Annotated in this window: 20 protein-coding genes and 1 pseudogene; 18 read left to right on the top strand and 3 right to left on the bottom strand. The window is 63.4% G+C overall.

Annotated features, from left to right (window positions below):
- Positions 1-578: 578 nt before the first annotated feature.
- The 7 genes from ACZ7D7_RS05785 to ACZ7D7_RS05755 all read left to right on the top strand — a co-directional run bounded on the left by ACZ7D7_RS05785 (position 579) and on the right by ACZ7D7_RS05755 (position 12,609).
- Positions 579-2,366 carry a hypothetical protein gene (locus ACZ7D7_RS05785; RefSeq protein ID WP_470822698.1) on the top strand — a complete coding sequence of 596 codons (1,788 nt, stop codon included), beginning with the start codon at positions 579-581 and terminating at the stop codon, positions 2,364-2,366.
- A complete protein-coding gene (locus tag ACZ7D7_RS05780) occupies positions 2,363-3,310 on the top strand; it encodes a hypothetical protein (RefSeq protein ID WP_470822697.1) in 948 nt (315 codons plus the stop codon). The genes ACZ7D7_RS05785 and ACZ7D7_RS05780 overlap by 4 nt, the downstream gene beginning before the upstream one ends.
- Entirely contained in the window at positions 3,303-8,891 is a 5,589-nt protein-coding gene (locus ACZ7D7_RS05775) for a DEAD/DEAH box helicase (RefSeq protein ID WP_470822696.1), read from the top strand. Before ACZ7D7_RS05780 ends, ACZ7D7_RS05775 begins: the two co-directional genes overlap by 8 nt.
- Positions 8,892-8,991: 100 nt before the next feature.
- A complete protein-coding gene (locus ACZ7D7_RS05770; protein ID WP_470822695.1) occupies positions 8,992-10,467 on the top strand; it encodes a PIN-like domain-containing protein in 1,476 nt (491 codons plus the stop codon).
- Entirely contained in the window at positions 10,458-11,069 is a 612-nt protein-coding gene (locus tag ACZ7D7_RS05765) for a hypothetical protein (protein ID WP_470822694.1), read from the top strand. The genes ACZ7D7_RS05770 and ACZ7D7_RS05765 overlap by 10 nt, the downstream gene beginning before the upstream one ends.
- 30 nt (positions 11,070-11,099) lie before the next feature.
- Positions 11,100-12,098 carry a NaeI family type II restriction endonuclease gene (locus ACZ7D7_RS05760; RefSeq protein ID WP_470822693.1) on the top strand — a complete coding sequence of 333 codons (999 nt, stop codon included), beginning with the start codon at positions 11,100-11,102 and terminating at the stop codon, positions 12,096-12,098.
- A gap of 19 nt (positions 12,099-12,117) precedes the next feature.
- Positions 12,118-12,609: a very short patch repair endonuclease gene (locus tag ACZ7D7_RS05755; protein ID WP_470822692.1), complete on the top strand. Its 492-nt coding sequence runs from the start codon at positions 12,118-12,120 to the stop codon at positions 12,607-12,609.
- Here the strand turns inward: ACZ7D7_RS05755 and ACZ7D7_RS05750 are convergent.
- Positions 12,606-13,661: a DNA cytosine methyltransferase gene (locus tag ACZ7D7_RS05750; RefSeq protein WP_470822691.1), complete on the bottom strand. Its 1,056-nt coding sequence runs from the start codon at positions 13,659-13,661 to the stop codon at positions 12,606-12,608. The genes ACZ7D7_RS05755 and ACZ7D7_RS05750 overlap by 4 nt on opposite strands.
- Positions 13,662-13,819: 158 nt before the next feature.
- Here ACZ7D7_RS05750 and ACZ7D7_RS05745 point away from each other — a divergent pair, with 158 nt between their 5' ends.
- Positions 13,820-14,569 (top strand): HNH endonuclease, encoded by a 750-nt coding sequence (locus tag ACZ7D7_RS05745; protein ID WP_470822690.1) that lies wholly within the window; start codon positions 13,820-13,822, stop codon positions 14,567-14,569.
- Here the strand turns inward: ACZ7D7_RS05745 and ACZ7D7_RS05740 are convergent.
- Positions 14,566-15,198 (bottom strand): ATP-binding protein, encoded by a 633-nt coding sequence (locus tag ACZ7D7_RS05740; protein WP_470822689.1) that lies wholly within the window; start codon positions 15,196-15,198, stop codon positions 14,566-14,568. The genes ACZ7D7_RS05745 and ACZ7D7_RS05740 overlap by 4 nt on opposite strands.
- Positions 15,199-15,422: 224 nt before the next feature.
- Here ACZ7D7_RS05740 and ACZ7D7_RS05735 point away from each other — a divergent pair, with 224 nt between their 5' ends.
- On the top strand, positions 15,423-16,268 hold the full coding sequence (locus ACZ7D7_RS05735; protein WP_470822688.1) for a helix-turn-helix domain-containing protein: 846 nt from the start codon (positions 15,423-15,425) through the stop codon (positions 16,266-16,268).
- On the top strand, positions 16,269-16,481 hold the full coding sequence (locus tag ACZ7D7_RS05730; RefSeq protein WP_470822687.1) for a DUF397 domain-containing protein: 213 nt from the start codon (positions 16,269-16,271) through the stop codon (positions 16,479-16,481).
- 57 nt (positions 16,482-16,538) lie between these two features.
- Here the strand turns inward: ACZ7D7_RS05730 and ACZ7D7_RS05725 are convergent, their stop codons facing one another.
- Positions 16,539-17,906, bottom strand: a complete 1,368-nt coding sequence (locus tag ACZ7D7_RS05725) for a helix-turn-helix domain-containing protein (protein WP_470822686.1) — start codon at positions 17,904-17,906, stop codon at positions 16,539-16,541.
- A 207-nt stretch (positions 17,907-18,113) separates the two neighbouring features.
- Between ACZ7D7_RS05725 and ACZ7D7_RS05720 the strand changes: the two genes are divergently transcribed.
- The 8 genes and pseudogenes from ACZ7D7_RS05720 (at position 18,114) to ACZ7D7_RS05685 (ending at position 24,469) form a co-directional block, all read left to right on the top strand.
- Positions 18,114-19,235 carry a sugar-transfer associated ATP-grasp domain-containing protein gene (locus ACZ7D7_RS05720; protein ID WP_470822685.1) on the top strand — a complete coding sequence of 374 codons (1,122 nt, stop codon included), beginning with the start codon at positions 18,114-18,116 and terminating at the stop codon, positions 19,233-19,235.
- 13 nt (positions 19,236-19,248) lie between these two features.
- Positions 19,249-20,178, top strand: coding sequence for a hypothetical protein (locus ACZ7D7_RS05715; protein ID WP_470822684.1), 930 nt, complete (start codon positions 19,249-19,251; stop codon positions 20,176-20,178).
- Between the two features lie 51 nt (positions 20,179-20,229).
- Positions 20,230-21,609 (top strand): cysteine--tRNA ligase, encoded by a 1,380-nt coding sequence (gene cysS / locus ACZ7D7_RS05710; protein WP_470822683.1) that lies wholly within the window; start codon positions 20,230-20,232, stop codon positions 21,607-21,609.
- Positions 21,606-22,175, top strand: a complete 570-nt coding sequence (locus tag ACZ7D7_RS05705) for a 2OG-Fe(II) oxygenase (protein WP_470822682.1) — start codon at positions 21,606-21,608, stop codon at positions 22,173-22,175. Before cysS ends, ACZ7D7_RS05705 begins: the two co-directional genes overlap by 4 nt.
- 53 nt (positions 22,176-22,228) lie before the next feature.
- Complete coding sequence (locus tag ACZ7D7_RS05700; protein ID WP_470822681.1) at positions 22,229-23,401, top strand: serine hydrolase domain-containing protein; 1,173 nt, start codon at positions 22,229-22,231, stop codon at positions 23,399-23,401.
- Positions 23,402-23,447: 46 nt separating this feature from the next.
- Positions 23,448-23,993 carry a GNAT family N-acetyltransferase gene (locus ACZ7D7_RS05695; RefSeq protein WP_470822680.1) on the top strand — a complete coding sequence of 182 codons (546 nt, stop codon included), beginning with the start codon at positions 23,448-23,450 and terminating at the stop codon, positions 23,991-23,993.
- 22 nt (positions 23,994-24,015) lie between these two features.
- Positions 24,016-24,090 (top strand): annotated as a pseudogene (locus ACZ7D7_RS05690) (DUF397 domain-containing protein); the annotation flags it as partial.
- A gap of 28 nt (positions 24,091-24,118) precedes the next feature.
- Positions 24,119-24,469, top strand: coding sequence for a hypothetical protein (locus tag ACZ7D7_RS05685; protein WP_470822679.1), 351 nt, complete (start codon positions 24,119-24,121; stop codon positions 24,467-24,469).
- The last annotated feature ends 78 nt before the right edge of the window (positions 24,470-24,547 follow it).

Genomic DNA, 24,547 nt, shown 5'->3' with positions numbered 1-24,547 from the left:
ACTGAGGGAAGCGGGCGGTCCCACGGCCGCGTCAGAGCCACGGGCCCCTCGAGCGATCTCCTGCATATGCCTGCCATCTCAAGGCATTCCGGAGTAGGCTGTTTGAGCTGTAAACGCACGAAGTGCGTTGCTTCCGCTTGCATGCCCAGCGGACCACGGCTGCGCCTTCGGCTGAACAGTGCAACCCCTTAAGCGGGTGCTCATTCACCCTACGCTTCCGTGACCCAGCGGGCTCGCGGTCGGCCAGGGGGGCGATTCAATTGAGGGCGGCTTACAGACAGTGGCACGAGGTTCTCTCGTCAGAGTTCTTTGGGGATGAGCACGCACATCGAAGCATCGTCCTATACGTAGACAATGAGACGGAAAAGGCCCTTGCAGATCGCCACGGCCTTGAGGAGGGCCTTGCCCAAGCGGTCGCCTCGGAGCTGAACTGGGGAGATCCGACAAAGCCACTGTTCTGCCAGATTCAGAATGCGTGTGACTTATGGGACTGCCGAGGAAGCATCGGGCCACCGCCGAGCCTTCCTGTACTGGCTCTCTCGGTTCTGGCAGCCACGCGAATGGCATCTTCAGACGGGATGCTCAAAACCAATTTTTACGGCCGCTGGGGGAAGTTGTTCGGCGAGGAGCCGCACAGTCCGGGCGCAAATAAACTGGAACACGCCTTTCCGGATGTTGCAGCAATGTGGGAGCAGCTGGATACGTGGCTGGAGCAGACACAAGGGCTCTACGGCACAAGCACGATCAGCACGGACGACTTCTACTGGAAGATCGGCTACCCCATCTCTCAAGCGCTGATCCGTGGCTCAGACCGAGAAGTTCTCACTCGCTTCTTCGCGGCAACCCGTCTGCAGCCACGCAACCCGAACAAGGTCTCTGGCCGGGAACTGTTGCGTCGGCTCCGCATGTGGACAGCCGGGCGTGACCGCCAACTGTCCCACCGACTGCTGAACGAACTTGAAAACGCCGCCGACAGCGCCGACACCCTCATCGCCAGTCTGCTCAAGCGCCTCGCAGACGACTGGGACGGGACCCTTCACGAGCCTGAGCGTGTCCGGCGTCGCCGTGCGCTGGGGCTTCGGCTCCTGGTGGCTGACAACGGCAAGCGGCTCGAGTGGCTGGCCGAAGTTGTTGCCGATCTCCCTGAAGTTCGGGTCGGACTTCCCGGCGGCCGCTCGTTCGTTCTCAACCAGGAGTACGGGGGCATGTATGGCGGCCTGGAGTCCCTGACTCCATCGCCGCAGCAACTCGCCCACGGAGTACTCCTGGAGGGCGAAGAACTCGTCCTGGAGTGGGCACCTCAAGAGGTCGTTCTGCTACGGAAGCACCCTCAACTCGGTGACTGGGCAAGCACCGAGTATTTCGAGCCCGGCGAGCAGCATTGGATTCTGGCAGCAGACTCAGCTGTCCGAGATGTGAGGTCCATGATCGACACGCTCGGCGGCCGAACCGTGGGTGAGGTGGCCGCACCAGCGGTGGGCTGGAAGCTGTTCAAGGGCGTACGCGCAGTCAACGGCACTGCCTTCGCTCGGACGCTTGATCGGGGTGGCCCTCATGTGCGTGTTCTTGAGCCCCAGATCAGGCAGCGCACCGAACTGGCCGGAGGACTACGGATCGCCCCTGAGTACCGGAGCGGCTCTGGCGTCGCAGGACACTTCCTATGTGGAGGTGCCCCAGACCTACTCCTCCCTGCCAGTGAAAAGCCGGATGGGCGGGTGAAGGTCATGCTCGATGACCAACCCCAAGTACTGAAGGCCGACCCGCGCATTCCCTTCCCGCTGTGTGTTGTCCCTCTCGAAGAGGGGGAACACCGAGTGGGCACAGAGGAAAGCAGCCAGGTCTTCACCCTTCACAACGGGCTACACGAAGGAGTACCGGAGGGAACAGGGGGCCTCGGCTACCACTGCGACAGCACCGCCCAGCTGGAGCTTGCCGAGGTGGATGGCTCTACGTCCGCGATTCGCGGCGCCTTCGCACCAGACACGATCCACCTGCCGCGCGTTGAAATCGTGCGCCAGGTCGTCCAAGAGGCGGTGCTGATCGACGGAAGGGGCGGCGTACACCAAGTCACGTCCCAGCCAGTGCCCTCCTGGATGAAAAAACGGCTGCCCTCCGGCGCTCTCAGCCCATGCCTGGAAATTGAAGTACCAGAGGGTTACGTGTGGTTGATCTATCGGACTCCGGCACGGTGGTCCGTTCGACCCCTGGCCCCAGACCAAGACATCCCTCGGCCATCGCCAGACCAGGATGCCTTTGCCTGGGCGTACGCGGTCCTCAGCGCAGCCAAGCGTTCACACATGCCGGCATGGCTCGAGTACGTAGCTGCCGCGGAGGCCATCGCCGGAAGCAGCCGGGAGACGCAATGACGGAGCCGGGCGACCTGCTTCTTCGCTGGGTGAGTGAGCTAGGGGGCGGTGCACTACCAGAGATCAAACAAGGCATGTGGTGGCTGGCGATGAGGTACTGCACCGAAGCCGAATCAGGAGCACCCGGCCGGTGGCTGCGCGACGCGGTGTCTCTGGGCTACCTCGACATCGATTGGCGAAACAGACGCTGGTGCGCAGCACCTCCGGTGCTGACGAGGTTGCCACAGGCCCGAGGCCTTGCCGTACTGACCGGAAGCAGAACTGCAGCGTTCGAGCGACAGCTCAACAGCGCCGTCCAGGACGGTCTGGTTGAACTCATACAAGTCCCCAATGGGCGCCCGCCCCGGGATATTCCGCTGCCCAAGTCACTGTTCATCCAGTTCGACAGCGAAGCTGGGCTGACAGATTGGGCGAATGAGCTAGATGTACTGTACGCCCCCTGCTTCGCGCTCCAGAGCGCCGCCTTGCTGCCACCGCTGAAGCTAGAAGCCCGAGCTTCTGCTCCGGAGTTCGGCAAGCCTCTGGAATTTTACGATCTCGCCCGGTGTGAATACCAGTGGGTGAAACGTCCACAGGGCAATGGGCTGTACCGCCTGAAGCAGCGTGAGGGTAAGCGAGTGTGCCAAGTTCTAGCGGACGGTGACTGGTACATGACCAGCCACGAGGAAGGCGTCTACGCCGTACTCCGAGCGCGCAACACCGACGCCGATGTACTGCGCTGGCTCCCTGAACCGGACTGCAGCCGGGGCCAGTTCGGAACCCTCTACGTTGACTGGGGTTACCCCCTACCGGATCTGCACAGACGAGTTGCCGCCATGTGCTCGGGTGTCGCGCCACGAATCAACGACCACGCCGAGAACCTCGCCTACGACAACGTGCCTAAGACCGTCGCTACCAAGATCGCCGAATCGCTCGGACAGCGTCTCAGGGAGAGCAATGAGTGACACCGCCGCAGAACAACCTGACGACCCGAGGAAAGAACTCGACATCTTGGGGTCTTTCGGACACCTTAAGGATGCGCTTTTCCGCTACTACAACACGCCGTTCGGACTCGCTGATGAGCACCTGGAAAGGGAGCGGCAGCAACTCTTCGACGTCGACGGCGGGGCATGGCGGAAGCCCCTACTAGAAGTCCGTCCGAGATACAGCACTATTGATGCTGGCATCACCGCGTCCGTCCGGGAAGCTGGCGCTTCCCCCGAACTGGCGGAATTGGTACAACTTGGCCTGCTGCAGGGCGTTCCAGCGCTCTACGAGCACCAGCATCGGGCTTTGGTCGCGGCCGTGCGGGATGGACGCGATGTTGTGGTCACAGCGGGGACAGGTTCCGGTAAGACTGAGTCGTTCATGCTGCCCGTACTCGCAGATCTCGTACGTGAGTCTGCTGCCTGGCCAACGTCTACGGCGCCTCTGAACCGCTGGTGGGGTTCTCCCGAAGGCAACTACCAGCCCCAGCGAGCTGGCGAACGCGGACGGCACGCGGCCGTCCGCGCCATGGTCCTCTACCCCATGAACGCCCTCGTTGATGACCAGATGATGCGCCTGCGAAAAGCGCTGGACAGTGATGACGTGCGGGCGTGGCTTGAGCGCAACCGCCCTGGCCACCGGTTCTACTTCGGCCGTTACACCGGGGCAACGCCCGTTCCCGGAGATGTGGGCTCTCCGGCTGGCGTCAAGACACTGCGCAAGGAGTTCTCCGCCACCGAAGAGCGTTCACGGCAGGCGCAGAGATCAGGCACCGACGGCCGGTTCTTCATCCCACGACTCGACGGTGCAGAAATGCGCTGCCGCTGGGACATGATCCAAGCACCCCCGGACATCCTGATCACCAACTACAGCATGCTCAATGTGATGCTGATGCGGTCGCGCGAATCGAGCATCTTTGAGAAAACACGCCGATGGCTCGAAGAGGTCCCCGAGGCCTGCTTCACTCTGGTTGTCGATGAACTCCATATGTACCGCGGGACGGCCGGTACGGAGATCGCATATCTCCTGCGAAACCTGAGACACCGCCTCGGCCTCGCTGACAGGCCGGAGAAGTTCCGGATTATGGCAGCCTCTGCTTCCCTTGAAGCACCTCGAGATCTGGCGTTCCTAGAGGAATTCTTCGGCACCGACAGTAAGCGCTTCGAAGTTCTCGGGGGGAAACTCGAGCTTCCTCCACACCTCCGCACAGATCTTTCCTACTACACAGACCAGTTCACGGCGCTCGGAACCTCCATCACTCCTGCGCAGGCAAGCAAGATCCTCGCTGAAACTGGAGCAGCGGATGCCGTCACAAACGCGCTCCGCGACGGGGATCGGCTCATCGCTGACTTCGACGAGGAGGTGTCTGCCCGGCTCTTCCCGGCCGCGGACCCGGCGCAGCGAGCGGACGCCCTGCGGGGAGTCTTGACCGCTCTCCGGTGCTCTGAGGATCCGAAGACCCCAAAACTCCGAGGCCACCTCTTCTTCAGGAACATCCCTGGAGTTTGGGCATGTTCCGACCCTGAGTGCCCCGACGCCCACCGCCCGGAGGGCGCAAAGCAAAGAACGGTCGGCAAACTGTACCCTCGCCCCACCTCGCGCTGCAGTTGCACTGCCCGGGTGCTCGAGCTTCTTTACTGCCAGACGTGCGGCGATGTGTTCCTCGGCGGTTACGCCCCCGAGTCAGCGTTCCGTAGCGCCGAGAAAGGCACCTTCGAAGCAGGTCTCCTGGCAGACCTGCCGGACCTCGACTCACTTCCTGATGCCGCTGCGCTTGGCCCCAGTGCCGCCAACTACGTCGTCTACTGGCCTCGGCGGCAGGAGCCGGCTACCAACAATCTTGCCTGGCATGCCAGCTCCGACAAGGGATCGTTGAGCGCAAGCTTCGAGTTCAAGCGCAGCAAGTACGATCCACGCACCGGCATGCTCCGCAATCATCGCAACCACACCGGTTGGTCGTTCCATGTCACCGTGCCGAGTTCCAAGAAGTCGAATGGCCGACTCAAGGCCGAGCATCTCCCCGCAGCACCGACTCAATGCCCGTCCTGTGGCGACGACTGGGAGACCAAGCGCCTCGGCAACGAATTCTTGAGCCTGACTGATTCACGTCGCATGCGAACTCCCGTCAGGTCGATGCGTACCGGTTTCGAGAAGGTCAACCAGGTATTGACCACGGGAATCCTCTCCCTCCTGCCGAATAAGCAGGCTGTGGTCTTCTCGGATAGCCGACAGGATGCCGCCAAACTCTCAGCGGGGCTCGGACTGCGTCACTATCAGGACTTGATCCGCCTGCTATTGGCTAAGGAGGTAGCCGAGCAAGGAGACCCCGCCGCCGATCTCGCCGCGGTGTCCGCGTTCTTCAGGCAGACGACGCCCGAAGCAGGAGTCGACAAGGCGGCAGCCCAGGCTGCCCGCAAGCGGCTTCGCTCACGGGATCAGGGGGCGTACGACAGGTGGGAAAAGCTTCAGAGCCCGCAACTTGCCCACGCTTTGGACGACGATCAGCCAGACCCAGCGGAGGAAGTCGAGCTCTATAACACCCTCAGCCGTGTACCGAGTTTGGACAGCCATACTGCGTCGGTAGAAGAACTTCTGGTGCAGATGGGGGTTAATCCCGGCGGCCCAAAGGCATCCCTCCAGGAGACGGCATACCAGAAGGGAACTCAACCACTATCCTGGACAACCCTGTACCAATGGCCTGAGAAGGGCCAAGGCGCAGTACAGGACAGGTCGAGCCTGCACCTGGATGACCGTCAAGAGCAGCTACGGCACGACATCCGCGAGGCCCTACGCATTGAGTTGCTGACAGGCCTCTTCGGCAGTGCAGGACGCGACTTTGAGTCGCTTGGGTTGGGCTGGCTGACCCTGGCCACCGACCGGGCACCGCTCCAGGCCGAGACGGCCTCAGACGCCGCGCTCGCCCGGGCTAGCCTCCGAGTCCTTGGGCACATGCGCCGATTCGCCGGCCTTCGGAGCCCTGCGGATGCGCCCCCGAAGGCACTTCGCGATTTCTGGGCCAGCACTGCCGATCACCTGCACCAGGACCCTGACGACCTCCAGGTGACCGTGGAACGGATCTGGGGCAAAGCGGTAATCAACTACCTCATTCAGCCGGATCAAGTCGCACTGCGCCATGGCCTTAATCAGTCGTGGACGTGTGCCACCTGCTACCGGCGGCATCTCCACCCGGGAGTCGGGTTGTGCACCAAGTGCCGCCGCCCTCTGCCCGACAAGCCTGAGGAATTCAAGGGCGCCGACGACGACTACTACGCCTGGATGGCCCAGAACAAGTTCGGCCGCTTCAGGCTCAACGCTGCTGAACTCACCGGCCAGACAGACAGGCTCGACGCGCAGGCTCGCCAGGCTCGTTTCCAGGGCATCTTTCTCGACGGCGCAGAGCACAAGCTCCCGGACACGCTCGATGTCCTTTCGGTCACTACGACGATGGAAGCCGGCGTGGACATCGGGCCGTTGTCCGCAGTCCTCATGGCCAACATGCCACCGACCCGCTTCAACTACCAGCAACGGGTGGGCCGCGCAGGACGCCGCACCTCCCCCGTCGCCCTCGCGCTGACCGTCTGCCGGGGCCGTAGCCACGACGAGCACTACTTCCAGGACCCTAAGCGCATCACGAACGACGCAACTCCACCGCCCTACCTGTCCACGGACATGACGGACATCTACCAACGCGTGCTCGCTGCTGAGGTCCTGCGTCGCGCGTTCGAGGCGGTGCGACCGGCCCAAGATGCTGAAGTGGCACTCGACCCCACGCGCAACGTGCACGGCCAATTCGGTCACTGTTCTGATTGGCTCACCCTGAGCGAGGCAGTAGGCGCCTGGATCACATCTCACGCGCCGGAGATCCGCGGCATCGCTGACGCGCTCGCTCATAAGACGCGCGACGCATGGGCACCCGACAAGGCCACCACATGGACCACCGATGAACTCATCCCACTCGTGACGAAGATCGCCTCACAGCGACACGGCCATCATGAACTCAGCCAGCGACTGGCAGAATCCGGGCTGCTTCCGATGTTCGGGTTCCCCACGTCGGCCCGCTACCTCTACACCAGGCGTCCCGTCGACTCTTATCCCTGGCCTCCGATGGGCACCATCGACCGATCTCTGGACATCGCCATTTCTCAGTTCGCCCCTGGCGCTGAGACAGTGAAAGACGGCCGCGTACACACAGCGGTTGGTGTAGTCGCGTTTGAGCCTTCAGGCAGGTCACCGCGCACGGTTGAAGATCCACTTGGGCCTGCGGCTCCGATTGGCCTCTGCCGAGCCTGCGGCCATCTGGCGGAAGACGTGCAGACTCCCCCATGTCAGAGTGACCACGCCACGCCCCAACCCTGCCCGGCCTGCGGAGCCATGGATGGAGCGTATCGGGAGATCGAGCTGCGGGAGCCAGCCGGCTTCTACTGCGGAGGGAAGGCAAGAGACTTCGATGGCAACTTCGCGTGGCGGGCGAGATCCCTCGCGCCTCGGACCGCGGCAAACCTTGAGCAAGATGCCAGGGAAAGGCTCCGGCAGTCGGACCTCGTAGTGCACGCGGGTAAGGGGCGCCGATACGCAGTCAATGACAACGGCGGCCGACTCTTCGACTTCGCCCAGGTCAAACCAAGTGCCTTCTGGTCCGGAGCGTACTTGGAGACCGGTGCGGCAGAGCTCTACCCCTGGCTGGCGAGGGACTTCGCGTCTGACACTCAAGTCGTGAGTACGGCGATCGGCGCAACCCAGCTCACCGACTTGTTCCTTCTCGGACCGCAAGTAGGAGAAATCAACCGGAGCGGTCTGCGGCTGAATCTCGCATCCGTTCCGCAAGCCACTGGCTTTCCGGATGACCGGTCGGGGCGACGCTCGGCCTGGTTCTCCCTTGCGGCGCTGCTCCGCACTGCCGCAGGCTCCCTTCTCCAGGTGCAGCCCAACGAAATCGCGGCCGGCATTCACGGAGCTGGCTCCACGACACGGGAGGCCCGCACGTTCGCGTTCTTGTCAGACACTCTGGACAACGGGGCTGGCTACTGCACACATCTCGCCGAACGTGAAGTCTTCAAAGACCTCATGGCGACGGCGAAGAACGACATGTTGGCGAGCTTTGCATCTGGTCGGCACAGCCTTGAGTGCCGTGGCTCGTGCTACGAGTGCCTTCGCGACTACACGAACATGGCTTACCACAGCCTGCTCGACTGGCGACTGGCCGCCGACCTCCTGACGATTCTCGAAACAGGACAGATCAACACGGATCGCCTGCTGGAGACAGCAGGTGATCTCCTCAAGAACTGGGCCTCAGACTTCCCGTCAGACGAGGCGGAGTTCTTGGACGACCTCGGGGGGACAGGCCCCGCTGTCCTATTCAAGGAACGCCTCTGGGTCACGGCCAAGAGCCCCTTCGAGGCAGCTGACGCCGCTCTGCAGCCGGAACGGCTAAGGCAGGTCCGATCCGCTGCGGAATCCGATCCTCGCCCAGCCCAAGATGTGATCTTCATCGATGACTTCTTGCTGGACAAGGCTCCCACGCGGGTGACGGCCTTGGCCACTGACTTTGGTTCAAATTAGCGGCCGGTCACTGCCGTGCGCTTCCCGAGTCCGCGGCAGTTGAACGGGCCTCTTCGGTGGCCGGAAACAACTTGTCCGGCCACCGAGAGCCTGTGCCAGGATGATCACTGGAGTATCAGCCGTTGCTGAACTGGAGGCGGATATGAGCGACCCCGTGCTGCTGCAGCGGTTCGCGGCATGGCTGCAGCCACAGCCATCAGCGGACGACTTAGAGCGCCGTTCCTTCTTCCAGGACGGGGTCATCGTCCTGGACACGAACGTACTTCTCAGCCTGTACGAGTACACAGAGACCTCCCGAGAGGAAGTTCTGGTGGCTCTTGAACAGACTGCTGGCCGCCTCTGGATGCCGTATCAAGTTGGGCTTGAGTTCGTCCGCGGCCGTCGCAGCACACTGGAGTCCCGCAAGCGTGCTCTGTCGGACGCTGCCCAGGAAGTCAACAAGAAGCTCATGCTCGCGCGTAGAGCGATCATCGAAGCGCGAAATACCGTATGCGCACAGCTCAACAAATATGCTCGCGCCGAGGATGAAATAACGGAGCTGAACAAGCTTGCTGCAGAGAGTTCGATCGATCAACACCTAGACATTTATCGACAGGCCTTCAAGCGCCATCTTGATATGCTGAAATCTGACCACGGACTCGCCTTGAGCGCATCCGACGCAGAGGATCCAATCCTCCCACGCATCGCCAAACTGTACGGCGACAGCATAGGTGAACAGCCTGACGACGCAACTCTCCGCAAGCGCATCGAAGATGCCACAACTTTTCGGTTCCCCAATAAAATACCTCCGGGCTTTGCCGATTCCGGAAAGGACACCCCGCTGAAATCGGCCGGTGATTTTCTCCTCTGGGAAGAGCTCATCGAATATGTGAGCAGACTTCCCGAGGAAAGGCGCCGTGTAATATTCGTCTCGAACGACACCAAGGAAGACTGGTATCAGTCTGAATCAGGCCCCTCTGGTCCGCGCCCTTGGCCGAGCCTCATTGACGAGTTGCAACGTCGAGCTTGTGCAAAGCTCCGGATCGAGACGCAGCTGAAGTTTTATGGGGGCATCAAGGAATTCCTGGATGCCCAACTGGCCGATGACACATATGCAGAGATTGAACGGGTTTCAGAATCCTTCGACTCCTCTCCAACGGCCGGAATGGTGGTGACGGCCAAGAATGCTTCGCATGTCCAGCCACCGACGGAAGCCGCTCTGGCGGCATTGAAATCCGTTGGGCTTACCTCTTCCGCGCTGCGTTCTGTCATTGAGTCAGAATCTCCGTCGAACTGGCTATTTCAGTGGTGGCTGATAGGCGTTACCGCGCAGTTGGGCCGTCGGCACATTGAGGATTCAGAACCGATAGTCGAGCTCGCAGCAGCTTCTAGAGGGGCGCGGCCTCCATCTCCCCTCTGGAGGCCAGGCACGGACTTCGCCCCGGGCGAATGGCTTCATAGGGACTCTTCGTGGATTGCGCCATGGTTCATGGAACTACTCCGGAGCACTCCTCATACAGACCGCGCAGTGTTGCGTGGTCTCGCAGCCCAGCAAGCAGCGGAGAATCGCAAGGAAGGTGATTCGGCGTGGCGATAGAGAATCAGGAAGCCTTCGATACCTGGAAACTGCTGAAGCCAGACACAGTGTTCGCGGTCAGGACTCTCAGCTGTGCCTTGGAAGATCCTCATGGGTCGCCCGAAGAGATTCTTGAGGCGTACCTTTACGCGAAGCAGGCCTTGGCGCGCTCCATGCAGCCTCTGTTGCGGTCTCAACTTCCGCAGTCGGGCAAGGCGTTCGATGATCTGCGAGAAAGAATCCAGGGAAAGATATACGCCCGGTACGGTGACGTCGTCCCCAAAAAATATCTCCGCGTACCTTACGGCACAAAGTCCAACGCAGAGCTATTTGCTGTTCTCCACCAGAAACTGGGTGAGCCTGTTGACATAGCCCGCCTTCGTACAATCAATAGGGACGACGTCCATACAGAGCGCCGCATTCGCGAACTCCGAGAGCTAGGACTCGACGTCACTGCAACCATCGTGAACGACCGGCAGCACTACATCCTCGCCTCGCTTGATCTGGACGAGGAACGAATTCACGAACTTGTGGCCAAAAAAGTCAAGAATGCAACAGGGCTGAAAGGCGAGGAGAAGAAAGACCTCCTACGACGCCTCCTGCGAATGTCTCCTGATTTCTAATCTCGCGCACCCTTAATCCGGAGTTTATCCGTGACCCTATTCGAACACTTCGGTCCCGCTGCAGGCGTCTATGACGACCCTGAACTGATGCTCGTGCGAGATCACTTGCTCACCCTCGATCCCAAGGGTGAGCGCTTCGGTCGCGTCTTGCGGGATACCATCGACCAGCTACTCGACGGCGAGCACACGGGCCGGTACGACTGGGACGACTTGCACAAGACAGAAAAGACGCACGCCGGCACTCTGGTTGAAATCAATCTGCTACGTGAATTCGGGTTCCCCAGCGGTGCAGACATGGACTATCTCATTGCAGGAGTCGAAGTCGACTGCAAGTTCTCGCAAAAACTCTACGGATGGATGATCCCGCCTGAGGCCTTGGATGAAATCTGCCTCGTTGTCTGGGCAGACGACCACCAGAGTCTCTGGAGTGCTGGGTTGCTGCGCGCTAATCGCGCGAAACTCACGACGAGCGGAAACGTCACCAAAAAGGGAAATCGTGACGGAAAATTCCGGCTAACCAAGGACCACCACTCACTCGTCAACTGGCTCTGGCATAAAGAAGCCCTCCAAGAAAACCTTCTTCTGCACATCAGCCCAAAGACACGGGCGGCAATCTACTCGGCTGGTTCCGGTTCGAAGCGCAGCCCCGGGCAGGCGAGGGTCAACGAGCTGTTCCGGCTCGTTCAAAAGCGACGCATAAGCCGTACCGTGGTGCGAACCGTCGCGCAGCAGAAGGATTACATGAAGCGCGTGCGCTACAACGGCGGCGCTCGTGAAAAGCTACGAGCGGAGGGGATCTTGATCTGCGGTGACTACCCTAATCACCAAGCTGTCGCCGCCATGCTCGGGCTCCCTGTTCCTCGGGAGGGCGAGAACGTTAGCATTCGCGTTGTCGAGGCCAAGCCGCACCACGATGGTCAGCCCAGCGTGGTACTCGAAGGCCGACGATGGGTTGAGGCAAGGCCGGACGACCGAGAGGAGCCGGCCCCCCTACTGCCTGAGACGAAGAAGACCAGCGTGCCAGGCTGACGTCTGGCCGGAGACGAGTATGCAGAAGGACACTGATAGCCGGACTGGAGATGCCTGGGTTGCTCCAGAAGGGTCCTGGGCGTCATCCGCAGCACGACGTCGCAACATGCAGGCGATCCGGAGCCGTGACACCAAGCCCGAACGGCTGGTCCGCAGCCTGCTGCATGCCCAGGGCCTGCGCTATCGCGTCGCTGCAAAGCCACTGCCAGGGCTTCGTCGGACAGCCGACATCGTCTTCCGGCCCGCGAAACTTGCGGTATTTATTGACGGTTGCTATTGGCACGGTTGCCCTGAGCATTACGTGCCGCCACGGACCAACCCCGGTTACTGGTCAGACAAAGTTGCTCGCAATATGGCCCGCGACCGGGATACCGATGAACAGCTGCGGGCTGCCGGCTGGACCGTGCTTCGCTTCTGGGAGCACGACCCAGCCGAGGACTGCGCCATCACGATCGCGGCGACAGTCAGCCGCCTAAGGAAGGTCACCTCTGAGGAAGACTCAACACTCTAGGATTTCTGTGTGCCGGCAGCGGCCTCAAAGGCGGCATAGATCTGCTCCCCAACCGCTTGCGCAACTGGGGGCGGAAAAGCATTCCCTACCTGACGATAGGCGGCTGTCTTGCGGCCGTGGAACTTCCAGTCTTCTGGGAAGCCCTGAATCAGGGCAGCTTGCGTCACGGTGAGCTTGGGACCGGCGGGGGCGAACAAGTCACGGTCTGCGTCCTTCATTTCTTCTGGCTCGTTCGCAACTCCGAGACCACATACCCCCAGCTCAGCCCACGCACGCTTTGCACGAGTGGGTCCAAGGTCGGCGCCTCCATGCTTCTTTGAGCCACCAACAACTGTGGGTGCGACGCCTTCCAGAGCCTTCTCATACCACCGCTTGAAGGCAATCTCCGCGCGTGGGTCACTCGCAACACCGTCATACCGAGCACGCATTGAGTCATGGAGAGCCTGCCCCACGCTGACGGGCTCACGCGCCTCTGGCTTCGAGTGCTGGAAGTGCTTGGCGAACTTCGGCTCCATCGCTACCAGAATGGCCCTGGGCCGAAGCTGCGGCACACCGTAGTTCTTGGCCTCCAGCAGGTCCCAGTAGCAAACCTCGTAACCCATGGACTCCAAGTCGTTAACGATGCGTTTGCGGTACTCGGCAAACTTGGGGTCCAGCAGACCGCGCACGTTCTCGATCATGACGGCCTTCGGTTCCAGCTCGTCTACGAGACGTAGCATCTCCGGGAAAAGATCACGCTCGTCATCTTCTCCCAGTTGCTTGCCAGCTGCTGAGAAGGGGGGGCAAGGCACGCCGCCCGCCAGAAGGTCCAGTTCTCCTGAAGGGATGCCGAGACTCTCCGACTCGAAGGCCCTCAGATCAGCCTCGATGACCTTGCAACCATCCCACTCGGCGTGCCGGGCGATGTTCTTCCTAAGGGTCTCGCATGCATCCTTGTCGATCTCGATCAGAGCTGCATGCTTGAAGCCAGCGTTATGCAGGCCGACAGCCTGGCCCCCAGCCCCGGCACAGATCTCCACCGAGGTGTACTTGAGCTCATTCGTGCGGGTCATGCCCCCTCCTTACAGCCGTTCAGTGGCAGACACAGCTTGCGATCCACCATCACTGAGGGTGACAGACCCCACTGACAACGAGACGTCCATCTTGCAGCATCCGCCGCGGAAGATTGAACGCACCCTCCACCCTGCCGAACACTCATACGATATGACCCATGCGGATCCCTGCGTGGACTGAAGACGAGCTGGTGCTGGCCGGGGCGCTGGTGGTGAGGAACGGGTGGCGCGAGCTGCGGACCAAGGATCCAGCCGTTCACGAGCTCTCGGAGCTGCTCCGGTCGCTGCCGATCCACGAGTCGGAAGCCCGGACGCTGCCTACCTTCCGCTCTCCCGACAGCGTCAGCCGGAAGACCACCGACTTCATGACGAACCACGACGGATACTCCGGGAAGGCCACTCGCTGCGGTAAGCCGACCCTGCTCATGATCAAGGCTTTCACCGAGCGTGAGACTGACATGCTCAAGGCCGCCCAGGCCATCGAAGAAGGCATCAGCTCGGGCGAGCTGCACCTGCTTGCCCCTCAACCCGACGAAGTTGATGAGACCGGCGCCACAGCAATTGAAGGTCGCCTCCTGGTCCGCCGCGCGCTTACCCGAGAGCGGGACCCCAAGCTCCGCGCCCAGAAGATCGCACAGGTCCAGCGTCGTGGACTGCCTCTCCGATGTGAGGTGTGCGAATTCGACTTCGCCAGCACCTACGGCGAGCTGGGGACCGGTTATATCGAGGTGCACCACGTCACGCCTCTCCACCTCTCCGGAGTCCGAGAGACCAGGTTGGACGACCTCGCTTGCGTGTGTGCCAACTGCCACCGGATGTGCCACAGGAGCTGCCCCGGAGAATCCTGGCGCACACCAGCGGAGCTGAGAGAGCGGATACGCAAGTCCGGCCCAGCCGCCGCGCACTAGGCAGCCTCCGTCTCTGCTTCAAAGTGCATCTGGGCACGGTCAAGCATGTCGTCCGGGTCGTGTCCGCGAGCGGCGGTCCAGTGAAGAAGGTCCGCAATCAGTTCCACTGCCGACTCTTCAAGCCCCACGTCCCCCGCAGGTCCGCTCAGGGCGAGACCACCATTGGCCACGCGATAGCCCTCTAGCATGCCGACAGCCCGCTCGATGCGCCGGCAGGCCTTCTCCTCGCTGACCGGAATCTCGCACCACACGGCCTTGCCCGCCGCGGTCAGAACCGTGCCCCAGTCCACGGCCAGTGAGGCAATCAAGTGCAGGCCGCGACCGCACTCATGGTCGACGCAGGCCGCCTTGACCGACGGCGTCTCCGGGCTCTTGTCGTGGACTTCGAGCCGGAGGCGGGCGCCCCGCCGTTCCAGGATCAGCGTTGCCGCCACCCCCTCACCCACGTGCTTCACGACATTTGTGGCCAATTCAGTGACCAGAAGCTCAGCTTCGTCCGTCGCCCCGGGCATTCCCCAGCGGCTGAGCTGCTTCGCGGTCGCTCTCCGCAGCAGTCCGACTTCTGCCGGCGCCGCCTCGAAGGGCAGAACACAGCGGAGTCGGGGTTCGGTGACGTCGTAGCCGGTCAAGATGACCGCTCCTCCCTCCCAGGCCACGCGCCTTGTGCGCGGTCGTGTTCACTCGACTGCGCTGCGTAGCCGTTGCGAGAGCAGCATGACATAGAGAAGTCTCACTGTGTAACTTCTCATGAGAATCCATCGAGTGAATCTGTTAGTGAGCCGCCCTGGTAGGCACCTAGCCTGATCACGATCCGCCAGGCAGCCCGCCTCCCCGGGTACGGCGAAGGAGTCCTATGTCCGAGCGCACCACCACCCGCCGCCGTCAACTAGGCGCGATGATGCGCAAGTTGCGCGCCCGCAAGGGGCTGACCCTTGAGGAAGCGGGGCGCTTGGTCGGCGTATCCAAAGCGACCGTGAGCCGGTACGAAACTCAGGCCGGTCCAGTCAAGTGGCTCGTCGTGGACGCGCTGTGCCGCGAGTACGGAGCAACCGACGCCGAGCGCAAGGCCGTTGTCGGGCTTGCCAAAGACGCCAAGCAACAGGGCTGGTGGAGTTCCTTCGCCGACTCGATTCCCGAGAGCATGAACCTGCTGCTCACGCTCGAAGACGAGGCCAGGCATGAGAGCCACTTCTCCTGCGTCTACGTCCCCGGGCTCCTCCAGACCCGCGCCTACAGCACGGCACTTCAGAAGGCCAATGAAGTGCCGCTCGAAGCGGAGGAGATCGAGCGCCTGGTCGACATCCGCATGAAGCGGCAGGAGATCCTCGACCGGCCGAAGCCGCTCCGCCTGTGGGCGATCCTGGATGAGTCCGTCATCCGCAGGGTCGTCGGATCGCCGCAGACCATGAAGGAGCAGCTCAACCGGCTGCTGGAGGCTAACGAGTCGCCCCACATAACTCTTCAGGTGCTGCCCTTCTCGCAGGGAGCCCACGCCGCAGCGCTCGGCAGCTTCGTTATCGTCGGAGGCCCGGAGCCCGCTCTCGACGTGGTGTACGTCGACTTCCACACCGGGTCGCTCTTTCTGGAGAAGGAAGAGGAACTGGACAGATACCGACTTGCGTTCGAGTACCTCCGCGCACAAGCGTTGGACATGGAAGCGTCATCCGCCATGATCCATCGCGCTTGCAAGGAGCTTTAGATGACCAACCGCAGCACCGGGTCTCCGTCTGAGCCGGCTTGGTTCAAGTCGTCCTACAGCGGCGGCAACGCGACGGAGTGCGTGGAGGCCGCTTTTGTAGCGGCCGGGGTCCTCGTACGGGACTCCAAGCACCCCGTGGGCCCGCGTCTCACGGTGTCCGCTGAAGCGTGGGCACGGTTCTTGGTGGACACGATGAGACACACAAGTGGCTGACACGCCGTGCACCCAGCCCTTGGCGGAACGACGGGACTTGGCATGTGCGGGTGGCTGTCAGGCGATCGCAGGAAGAGTCCGGAGTCGGTCGCGGAACTCACGTACTGATCGATCCGTGGCGTAGGGCTCCAGGCAGCCGCTGAACTCTGTCAGTTGTAGGCGTGCCCGGTCAGAACGGACCCGGTCCTCCAACAACTCCAAGCCCACGTTCGCGGCTTCCAACGCTCCATCCAGGTCACGGGCCGCCAACCGCGCAGTCGCGAGGCGACCAGAGCGTACGGCGCGGTCACGGGGGACCGCCTGGTCGACGGCCAAAGCGAGGGCCTTAGCCGCCCGCTCCGGAAAGCCGGATCGCAGCATGATCTTGCCCTCCGTGGACTTGAGTTGGGCCTCGCCGTACCAGCCGAGCCAGTCGGGCCGGTCGCCCTCGCGGTAGCCGCCCCACAGCTCATAGGCCCGATTGAGGGACTTGCTGGCCGCCTCGTGCTGGGTGTTCCTGGAGAACGCCTCGGCCTGATGAAGGTAGAGGTACGAGGTCGCCGCCGGCGGTAGGGCCGACGGGGCATTGCCGATGGCAGTGTCGATCAGGCTCACGCGCGCGGCCGTGTCGCCTGCGTCGGAAATGTGGACACCCATCTCAGCCAGAATGAAGGCACCGAAGCCGTCATCCTTGGCGCTGTGAGCGCTGCGTAGGGCGCCGACGTAGTAGCGCTGGCCTAGCGACCGAAGGCCCTTGTCATAGGCCATCCACCCTGCGAGGTAGGACACCCGGGCCGCCGTGGCGTAGAGGCGGTGTTCCACGCCGTCGGTGTAGCGCCCGTGGTCGAGAAGGCTGGTGATCAGTCCAAGGTCGCTGGTGGCCTGGTCCAGGAGGCGGGCGCCGCCCATCTGGTCGTCGAGCGTACGGAGGGTTGCAACGCGCGCCTCGATGGTGGTCACCATCGCATCGGTAACGCGGTCGCCCTCAAGGGCCGAGGCGAACGCCTCTGATTCGGCCGCCCAGTTGGCCGCGACGCCTGTCAGCGCAGCGCCGGTGATGGACAGGAAGCCCCGACGATCCATGTGGCCGCTCCTCACCAGATCGGCGAATACCTTCACAGTGCCGGCCGGAGTCCACGGGGCTGCGAGAGCCGTCGACTCCCAGGCTGGCAACCACCGGGGCCAGGGCACCGTGCGTGCGTGGTCTTCGGGGACGCCCAAGAGATCGGCGAGCACCTGCTGCGCGTCCGCGTCCGGTGCCTGGCCTTGCTCCCACTTCCACACGGTCGTCCGGTTGGTTGCCAGCGGCACGCCCAGTTGGGCACCACGCTCGCGCATGCGCCGAGCTAACTCTGCCTTGCCCCAGCCCTTGCCTTCTCGTACGTAGGTCAGCGGGTGCAGAGCCATCGGATCAGACATCCGCCCTCCCCTCAGATTGATGGTCATGAGGCTAACTCCCGCATGAGAAACGGGCGTTTCTCTCGCCTGAGAAACCTCCGAGAGACGTTCCAGACCTGCGGTCCACAGCCGTTCACTGGACCTCACGCAGTCCCAGACGGCGGCCTGCCACCACCGACCCTCACGCGGGTGAATGACAGTCGCCACCTTGGCCATTGTCACAACCCCAGACCTTTGAGATACGCGAGGAACACGATGAGGCGCACCGCGAAGCGAGGCTTCAATCACCGCCAAGCCGTGACTGAGGAGTGGTTCCGCACTCGCGTTCTTCCCCGTCTGTCCAGCGTGCGGTATCTCCCCTACCAAGTGAAGCAGCTGCGGAGTGAGCATCTTCCCGCGATGCTGCGCGACACGGAGCGGAAGAGCATGGCCCTCATCGCGGGGGATCTGGCGAAGGTCTCGGCGCGTTGGCGCTGCCTGCCCTTTCACTACTTTCGCTACGGCGGATACCGACGCAGCGTGTCCGCCGAAAGAGCCTGCTCGTACTTGCCAGAGGCAGCCCTGTTTCACCGGCTCCTTCCTCACGTAAACCGGGACACGATCAACTTGGACGACAAAACATCGTGCAAGAAGATCCTGGCCTCGGCCGGCATCCCGCAGCCCGCGCTGATCGCGAGCGGTGACCACCAAGCAGGCCTGACCTCGGACGGTGAGGTGGTGTCACTGCCGGACGTCCTCGATCACGCTTCCGACTTCGGGCGCGTGGTGGTCAAGCCCTCCCGTTACTCCAGCGGTGGCTCCGGCGTCGTGATCGTGCGCCCTGGCAAGGACGACTTCGACCTTGCCGCCTACGCGCAACGCTGGGGCACGTGGCTGATGGAGCAGCACTTACCACAGCATCCCGACCTGGACGTACTGAACCCGTACGCCCTCAACACGTTCCGTGTGATCACGCTGCTGCGTGAATGCAGCGCCGAGGTCCTGTACGTGATGCTGAAACTCGGCGGTACCGAGAGCGCCACCGACAACTCGGCCGTGGGCGGCATGCAGATCCGGGTTCATCCCGACGGACAGCTTGACCGCCACGGCTACGACCGGTACCTGACCGCCCACACCCACCATGAGGTCAGCTCGGTGCCGTTCGTCGACCACCGGATCTCCCGCGTGACAGAGGTCCGAGAGCTGGCCGAGCGCTGTGCCCGGCTGTTCCCGCAGGTGCCCTTCATCGGATGGGACATCGCACTGACGCCCGGCGGACCCGCGGTCATCGAGGGCAACAGCAGCCCTTCCCTCGCGCACATCCAGCGCACCCACGGCGGCGTCGCCCGGGAACTCGTTCCCGCGCTCCGGTCCGTGATGAATCGCCCGATCATCTGACCAAGGAGTTCATGTGGAAAACCTCAGGATGCAGGCCCGCGCCGCAGCCGGGGGCCTGCTCGACACGCTCAAGACGATGCCCGAGGTCCAAGCGCTCTACGTTCTGTCCTCCGCGGCGGTCGCACCCCGCAACGTCACGCGGTTCAGCACCGACTCCGACTTCGACCTGGCCATCGTCCTCGATGTCCCGCTCAAGGAGGACGAGTGGAGGCCGCGGCCATCGGACACCTACGCCCTGGTCCGTGACCAGCTCCCCGCCTGGATCCCGGAGTTCAGCTTCCACCTGCCGGTTGCCTGGGGACGTATGGAGGTCAACGTCCACCAGCTCCTGTTCCAGTACGAGGCAGACCCTCGCACGACGTGGAACAGCGACAAGTGTGACGCCTACGGGAACAAGGGCGAGCCTCTGTTCGACCGCCAGAACGCCTTTGGGGCGCTGATCACCCATAAGACGCGGGAGCAGCTTGAGCGGCTGGAGGACGAGACCCACCGGCTTCACAACCGCATCACCTGGGACGTGCGTGAGATTCCGCTGCGCATGGCGCGGCGGGTGGGGGTGCCCACGGGTCACTTCGTCCTCTCAGGTGCCCTGGACGAGGTCGTGGACTGGATGTACGCCCGATCGGGCCGGTTGCTGCCGAACATGAAATGGAAGCTGTACTCCCTCGGCGCCCTCGGTCTGATCAACAGCGAGCAGGAGAATCTGCTGATCGAGGCCCAGCAGTGTGACCCGCTGTCGCTGGCCGACCTGGAGCGGCGGTGTAAAGCGCTGGGAGAGTTCTGCCAGTCGGCCGGGATGGACCTGAGCCCTGGGGCTACCGCGGTCGTGCGGAAGGCGTACCAACGGGCCAACCACCACCTCCTCGGCGAGAAAGCGTCGGTCTTCGACGACCAGCCAACTCCCCGATTCATCCCCTTCGGCGAGTACGCCAGTTCCAGTTAGACGCTTATGTCCGGGCGTCAGTACGCTGCGTGATCCGCTTACACAGGAGGCATGATGTCGATCAAGGTCCACAACACGCTGACCGGCCAGACCGAGGAGTTCCGCCCCGAGCGGGAGGCCGAGGTGCGGATGTTCGTGTGCGGACCGACTGTGTACGGCCCCAGCCATGTCGGGCACGCGAAGACGTACACGCAGTTCGACTTCATTGCCCGGTATCTGGAGGTGAGCGGGTACAAGGTCACGTACCTCCAGAACATCACCGACGTCGACGACAAGATCATCCGGCGGTCGGCGGAGCAGGGCGTCCCGCCGGAGGAGATCGCAGCCCTCTTCGAGAAGCAGTACCTGGAGGACATGGCCGCACTGGGGAACACCCGAGTCGACGTCCACGCGCGGGCCCACGACCACATCGACGCGATCGTGGACCAGATCAAGCGGCTGATCGAGCGCGGCCACGCCTACCAGCTCGACGACGGCTGGTACTTCGACCTGGCCTCGTTCCCCGCGTACGGCAAGCTCTCCGGCCGCACCGACCTGCGCCCCGAGGACTCGGTGTCGCGGATCGACGACAACTCGAAGAAGCGCAACCCAGGCGACTTCGCCCTGTGGAAGGGCCGCAAGGACGGCGAGCCGTTCTGGGAGACCGACCTGGGCCAGGGCCGGCCGGGGTGGCACATCGAGGACACCGCGATCACGGAGACCTTCTTCGGGCCCTCGTACGACCTACACGGCGGCGCCGTCGACCTCATCTTCCCGCACCACGAAGCCGAGGTCGCCCAGATGGAAGCCGCCTCCGGCATCGAGCCGCTGGCCCGCTACTGGATGCACACCGGTCTGCTGCGCGTTGACGGCGAGAAGATGTCGAAGAGCACCGGCAACTTCCTCACCATCCGCGACGCACTCGCCCGGACGGACTTCCGCACTCTGCGGCACGCCTTCCTCTCCCAGCACTACCGCTCCTCCATGGAGCTGAACGACTCCACCCTGGAGCAGGCCCGAGGGGCACGCCGCCGGATCGAGAACTTCGCCCGGTCCGTCGACCCCGCGCACACCGACAGCCCGGCGAACGCCGCACGTGCTACGGACGCCTGGGAGGAGATGCGCGAGCGCCTGGACGACGACTTCGACACCCCCGGCGCCCTCGCCGTCCTGTTCCAGTACATCCGCGAGCAGAACCGCGTGGAGGAACCGGCCGGCCTGGCCGCCCTGCGACTGATCGAGGACGTGAACAACCTCTTCGGAACCTTCGACATCCCCAGCTCCGCCCAGAGCGACGCAACCGTCGACGAACTCGTCAAGGAACGTGACCGGCTCCGCGCCGCGAAGAAGTTCGCCGAAGCCGACGCCATCCGCGAACAGCTCACCCAGCAGGGCGTCGTCCTTGAGGACTCGCCCGAAGGCACCCGTTGGTGGAAGGAGAGCACCTCATGACCTGGAAGAGCCGCTTACCGCTCGTAGTGGAGAGCGCCATCCCCCTCAGCCTCTGCGGAGCGTTGAAGGACCATGTGAAGAACCACACCCCTCGCCCGCGCACTTACCGGGGCGTCATCGACGAAACGCTGCGCAAGAGCGAGTACGTCAAGGTCCCGACGCACCTTGAGAAGACGGTCATCTCTCACTGCGCCACCCACATCCGCAGTCACTTCGAGATCATCCCAAAGCGCGTACCCAACCAGCCTGCGGTCATCTACCGCTATGGCCCGGGCGTCGGCTTCGTCGCCCACCACGACGAGGTCACCGACATCGAACGCGAACGGGCCCGGACCAACGGACAGCCCGTTGTAGGCGGTGACCTCACCCTCGTGGTCTGGCTTAACGCCCCGGACTCCTACGGCGGGGGCGAGTTGTTCTTCGAGAACCCTGTCCTGAAGGTCAAGCCTCCCTGCGGCACCCTGGCCGCCTTTCCCGCCACCCGCGACCACATCCACGGTGTACGGCCGATCACAAGGGGCGAACGCGTCACCCTCGTCGTACGCGTCGACGCCGAACGCCTTTGAGTACCGGCCACTTCCCTGCCAGCTAGGGCAGTCCAGCTGCCAGGATGAGCGGTATGACGACGATCAGCGGTGAGGTAGCGTCCGGGTTCGAACCCGTCCACGAGGCGTTCGCAGCCAACTTCACCGAGCACGGGGACATCGGCGCGGCCGTGTGCGTCTATTGGCACGGTCGGCCGGTGGTCGACCTGTGGGGTGGCGTGGCCGACCTCAACACCGGCCGTCCATGGACACGGGACACCCTGCAACTGGTCTACTCGGTGACCAAGGGAGCCACGGCAACCGCGGCGCACATGCTTGCCGAGCGCGGCGTGCTTGACCTCGACGCACCGGTGGCGAAGTACTGGCCCGAGTTCGCGGCGAACGGCAAGGCCGACATCCCCGTACGTTGGCTTCTGTCCCACCAGGCCGGCTTGGTCGCACTCGATCACCCCCTGCCCCTGACAGAAGCGTTGCGCTGGGATCCCATGACGCGAGCGCTCGCGGCCCAGCGCCCCCTGTGGACTCCGGGCACCGCACACGGGTACCACGGCCGGACCTGGGGATGGCTGGTAGGCGAGGTGATCCACCGGGTTTCCGGTCAGTCGCCGGGCCGGTTCTTCGCCGATGAGATCGCGCGCCCACTCTCACTGGACTTCTTCATCGGGTTGCCGGCCAGTGAGCGCGGCCGAGTCAGCCGCATGGTGTACCGGCCGCCGGCCGTAGACCTCACGGCAGCGCCCCCCGAGTCCCTACCGGAGGAACTGCGCGCGCAGGTCGCCGCCTGGTCCGACCCGGACTCCTTCAGCAACCGGGCCTTCGCGGTCACCGAACCGGCGGCGATCGACTTCGACTCCCCCGAGGTGCAGGCCGCGGAACTCCCTTCCTCCAACGGGATCGGGACCGCACGGGCGCTCGCCCGCATGTACGCCGCGCTGATCGGTGAGGTGGACGGCGTGCGCCTGTTGACGCGGGAAACCCTGGCGTCCGCGACCGAGGAGCAGGCCTGTGGCAAGGACCAGGTGATGGTGGTCCCGAGCCGCTTCAGCACGGGCTACATGCTGCCCACCGTGCGCAATCCCATGACCGGCCCGAGCGCCTTCGGCCACACCGGGCGTGGCGGCTCGCTCGGCTTCGCCGACCCCGCACACGGCGTCGCCTTCGCCTACGTGACGAACCACATCGTCAGCAGCTCGGACGACTCACGGGCGGTTTCACTTACCGACGCGGTTCGGAAATCCCTGGCTTAGATACGCGTCCTTTGTTGAGGCGATTGAACTCCCGCACCTGGAGGCCATGATGGTCAGACTGCGCCGCTGCACCGAAGTGGAGCCCGTACGGCAGACCATCACCGGCATCCACGTCGAAGTACGGCAGCGCGACTTCGGTCTCACCAGCCCCTTCTACTCCGCCGAACGCTTCGGCGAGCGCCTGTCGGGGCACAGCTCCGTGCCGGGTTGGGAGGCGGTCGTCGCCTACGACGGGGACGAGCCCGCCGGTTTCGCGTACGCCACCCCGCTCGGGCCGGGCACCCGGTGGTGGTCCGCCATGACGACACCGCTGCCCGACGGCTACACGGAGGAGACCGGCGAGCGCACCCTCGCCCTGAACGAGATCGTGGTCCGCCGGCCGTGGCGAGGGACCGGGCTGGCCCACCGCGTCCACGAGGAACTGCTGTCCTTCCGGCAGGAGGAACGAGTCACCCTGCTGGTCAATCCCAAGGCCGGGGACGGCAAGGTGCAGCAGGTGTACGAGCGCTGGGGATACCAGAAGATCGGTGAGCAACAGCCCTTCCCCGACTCGCCGGTGTTCGCCTCGATGATGCGGGATCCGATTCGGTGAATGACCGCGTGAGGAGTCGGAGATGACACCACCGTCGAGTTCGCAATGGTTCAAGTCCTCCTACAGCGGCGGTAGCGGAACCGAGTGCCTGGAGTGCGCGCGAGTCGATGCGAGGGTGTTGATACGTGAAGGGAACGACCGTGGGCGTCGAAATAGAACTGCATGCCGACCGGCCTCCCCTGGACTGGGGTCGGTCCAGGGCGACGTTGATCCACGGGTCGTACGAGCATGGCGACGCCCTCGCGGATGTGTTGCTCGGTCTGGACAAAGCCCATCAGGGCAGCCTCGGGCGGGTGGATCCGTACGGAGACACGCTGTTCAACGAGCAGCAGGCGGAAGCGGCGCTGCACGAGGTGCCGGACCTGTTGCAGCAGTGTTCCGGACACGCTCAGACGGCAGCCGTCCTTGACCTGGAGAGGCTGCTCCGGTCCTGCTCGCAGACGCCAGGCAGCTATTTGTGGTTCGTCGGCGACTGATCGCCGACGATCCGCGCCGCATTCGGTCGGCCTTCTGGTGCGCCAAGTGGACCGAGGCCGCCCGGCTTCCGCGTGACG

It is taken from the genome of Streptomyces sp. NPDC037054 (assembly GCF_055606745.1).
This window is presented reverse-complemented; position numbering and strand designations above follow the sequence as displayed.

Bases quoted from the DNA above. Each gene is read 5' to 3' on its own strand.
- ACZ7D7_RS05695 (WP_470822680.1), top strand. From the start codon at position 23,448: ATGATGGTCAGACTGCGCCGCTGCACCGAAGTGGAGCCCGTACGGCAG.
- ACZ7D7_RS05705 (WP_470822682.1), top strand. From the start codon at position 21,606: ATGACCTGGAAGAGCCGCTTACCGCTCGTAGTGGAGAGCGCCATCCCC.
- ACZ7D7_RS05700 (WP_470822681.1), top strand. From the start codon at position 22,229: ATGACGACGATCAGCGGTGAGGTAGCGTCCGGGTTCGAACCCGTCCAC.
- ACZ7D7_RS05720 (WP_470822685.1), top strand. From the start codon at position 18,114: ATGAGGCGCACCGCGAAGCGAGGCTTCAATCACCGCCAAGCCGTGACT.
- ACZ7D7_RS05735 (WP_470822688.1), top strand. From the start codon at position 15,423: ATGTCCGAGCGCACCACCACCCGCCGCCGTCAACTAGGCGCGATGATG.
- ACZ7D7_RS05780 (WP_470822697.1), top strand. From the start codon at position 2,363: ATGACGGAGCCGGGCGACCTGCTTCTTCGCTGGGTGAGTGAGCTAGGG.
- ACZ7D7_RS05745 (WP_470822690.1), top strand. From the start codon at position 13,820: ATGCGGATCCCTGCGTGGACTGAAGACGAGCTGGTGCTGGCCGGGGCG.
- ACZ7D7_RS05785 (WP_470822698.1), top strand. From the start codon at position 579: ATGCTCAAAACCAATTTTTACGGCCGCTGGGGGAAGTTGTTCGGCGAG.
- ACZ7D7_RS05755 (WP_470822692.1), top strand. From the start codon at position 12,118: ATGCAGAAGGACACTGATAGCCGGACTGGAGATGCCTGGGTTGCTCCA.
- ACZ7D7_RS05730 (WP_470822687.1), top strand. From the start codon at position 16,269: ATGACCAACCGCAGCACCGGGTCTCCGTCTGAGCCGGCTTGGTTCAAG.
- cysS (WP_470822683.1), top strand. From the start codon at position 20,230: ATGATGTCGATCAAGGTCCACAACACGCTGACCGGCCAGACCGAGGAG.
- ACZ7D7_RS05770 (WP_470822695.1), top strand. From the start codon at position 8,992: ATGATCACTGGAGTATCAGCCGTTGCTGAACTGGAGGCGGATATGAGC.
- ACZ7D7_RS05775 (WP_470822696.1), top strand. From the start codon at position 3,303: ATGAGTGACACCGCCGCAGAACAACCTGACGACCCGAGGAAAGAACTC.
- ACZ7D7_RS05750 (WP_470822691.1), bottom strand. From the start codon at position 13,661: ATGACCCGCACGAATGAGCTCAAGTACACCTCGGTGGAGATCTGTGCC.
- ACZ7D7_RS05725 (WP_470822686.1), bottom strand. From the start codon at position 17,906: ATGACCATCAATCTGAGGGGAGGGCGGATGTCTGATCCGATGGCTCTG.